The sequence below is a fragment of the Micromonospora sp. NPDC049201 genome (assembly GCF_055586805.1).
In genome coordinates this window covers 1-2,847 of the sequence record NZ_JBVJHM010000036.1, presented here as the reverse complement: position 1 = coordinate 2,847, position 2,847 = coordinate 1, and the positions used below count along the sequence as shown (strand labels likewise).

Here is a 2,847-nt window from a genome sequence, read left to right as displayed (position 1 = left end):
ACCGCATCAGCCAGATCCCACACCCCCGCCACATGAGCCGCACTCAACTCACCAATCGAATGCCCCGCCAAACACTGCGGGGCCACCCCCCACGAACTGACCAACCGGTACAACGCCACCTGCACCGCGAACAGCCCCGCCTGGGTGTACATCGTCTGATCCAACAGTTGCGGCTCGCCCGCGACCACGTCCCGTAACGGCCGCTCCAAATGGCGGTCGAAGGACGCGCAGACCTGATCGAACGCCTCAGCGAACACCGGATACGCCTCATACAAGCCCAGGCCCATCCCGAGGCGCTGACTCCCCTGCCCGGAAAACACCACCGCCAACCGACCAGACCCCGCGACCCCGGCAACCACCCCCGGCGCCTGACCACCGGAGGCCAGCGTGTGTAGCCCGTCCATCAACGCTGACCGGTGCTGGCCGAGGACCACCGCCCGGTGCGCGAACATCGACCGGGCCGCCAACCCGCGCCCCACCACCACCGGCTCCACCTCAGGCCGGTCGGCCACAAACCGGGCAAGCCGCTGCGCCTGCGCCCGCAACGCCACCTCAGACTTGGCCGACAGCAGCCACGGCACCACCCCACCCTCCGGCAGCGGGACCGCCGGCGACTGTTCACCCGAGGCCGCCGGGTCGGTCGGCGTGACCTGAAGCGACTCGAACGGCTCGGCCTCTTCCAGGATGAGGTGGGCGTTGGTGCCGCTGATCCCGAACGAGGACACCCCGGCCCGCCGCGGCCGGCCGTTGACAGGCCATGGTGCGGCCTCGGTGAGTAGCTGCACCGATCCGCTCGACCAGTCCACATGTGTGGACGGCTCGTCCATGTGCAGTGTCTTGGGCATCAGCCCGTGCCGCATCGCCAGAACCATCTTGATGATCCCGGCGACGCCGGCGGCTGCCTGGGTGTGGCCGATGTTCGACTTCACCGACCCCAGGCGCAGTGGTTGTTCCGCGGGCCGGTCCTGACCGTACGCGGCGATGAGTGCCTGCGCTTCGATCGGGTCACCCAGGGTGGTGCCCGTGCCGTGCGCCTCCACCACATCCACGTCGCCCGGCGACAACCGCGCGTTCGCCAAAGCCTGACGGATCACCCGTTGCTGCGACGGCCCGTTCGGCGCACTCAGCCCATTCGACGCGCCGTCCTGGTTGACGGCGCTGCCCCGTACCACCGCCAACACCTGATGCCCCCGCTGGCGGGCATCGGACAGTCGTTCCAGCACCAGGATTCCGACGCCCTCACCCCAACCCGTACCGTCAGCGGCGTCCGCGAACGGTTTGCACCGCCCGTCAGCGGCCAAGCCGCCCTGCCGGGAGAACTCCACGAACGCTCCCGGCGTGGCCATCACGGTCACACCGCCGGCCAGGGCCATGGAACACTCACCCGAGCGCAACGCCTGCGCCGCGAGATGCACCGCGACCAGCGACGACGAACACGCCGTGTCCACCGACACGGCCGGGCCTTCCAAACCCAGCGTGTACGCCACCCGTCCTGACGCCACGCTTGCGCTGGTCCCGGTCAGTGTGTATCCCTCGGTCTCGGCCGGGCTCGCCGCCAACTGCATCGCGTAGTCGTGGTACATGAGGCCCACATACACGCCGGTGTCGGAGCCGCGTAGCCCCGACGGGTCGATCCCGGCCCGCTCCAACGCCTCCCAGGAAACCTCCAACAACAGTCGCTGCTGCGGATCCATCGCCACAGCCTCCCGCGGACTGATCCCGAAGAACCCCGCGTCGAACATGCCCGCCTCGGCAAGGAACGTTCCGTACCGAGTCTCCGAGCGACCGGGGTCGTGCAGCGCTGTCAGGTCCCACCCCCGATCCGTGGGGAACTCGCCCACCGCGTCAACACCGTCGACCAGCAACTGCCAGAACCCGTCCGGGTCATCCACCCCACCCGGATACCGACACCCCATCCCCACGATCGCTACCGGCTCGTCGAGCGCGGTATCCACGGCGACCGGCTCGGTTCCCGGTTCAGACAACCCGTCCAACCGGCGCTGGAGATACTCCCGCAGCTTCACCGGGGTGGGGTAGTTGAACAGCAGGGTGCTCGGCAGCCGCAGCCCTGTCACCGCGGTGAGCCGATCACACATTTTGACCGCGGCGTACGAGTCGAAGCCCTGCTCCCTGAAACTCCGATCAGCATCGACATCCCGCGCGTCGGCATGACCAAGCACCGCCGCCGCATGGAAACGGATCAGATCAAGCAACTGCCACCCACCGCCAGCCACCGGCTCGACCCTCACACCGGCTACACCAGAACCGCCACCCCGGCTCGCGGAACGCCCACTCCCGGCAAGACCAAAACCAGCCGCGTTCGCCCCCATGTCGTGGTGCTCGGCCGCGTCCTGGGACTGCTCGATCGGGACGACACCACGGCCAAGAGACTCAGCCAACATGTCCGGAAGCCAGTGACGCTGACGCTGGAACGGGTACGTGGGCAGCGACACACGCCGGGGCACACCACCAGCAAAAGTCGAGGCCCAATCCACGGCGACACCAGCCACGTGCAGGGCGGCCATCGACCGGAGCCAACGGTCACGCCCGCCATCGTCACGACGCAGCGTGCCCGCCACCACCAGATCCTCACCGGCCTGCTCCACCGCCATCGCCAACACCGGATGCGGACTGACTTCCACGAACGTGCGGTGGCCGGCCTCGGTCAGGGTCTGGATCACCTCCGCGAACCGGACCGGATGCCGCAGATTCCGATACCAGTACTCCCCATCAAGACCAGCGGTGTCGACCCGCGCCGCCTCCAGAGTCGAGTAGAACGGCACCTGCCCACTGGAGGGCCGCAGATCAGCCAGATCCGTGGACAGCCGGTCCTGGATCGCCTCCACC

At 68.4% G+C, this 2,847-nt stretch carries 1 protein-coding gene; it reads right to left on the bottom strand.

All coding sequences use genetic code 11. The features are described from left to right. Window positions 1-2,847 (bottom strand): type I polyketide synthase (locus tag ACZ6O5_RS31220; protein WP_465981913.1); only part of this gene is annotated, 2,847 nt, incomplete at both ends.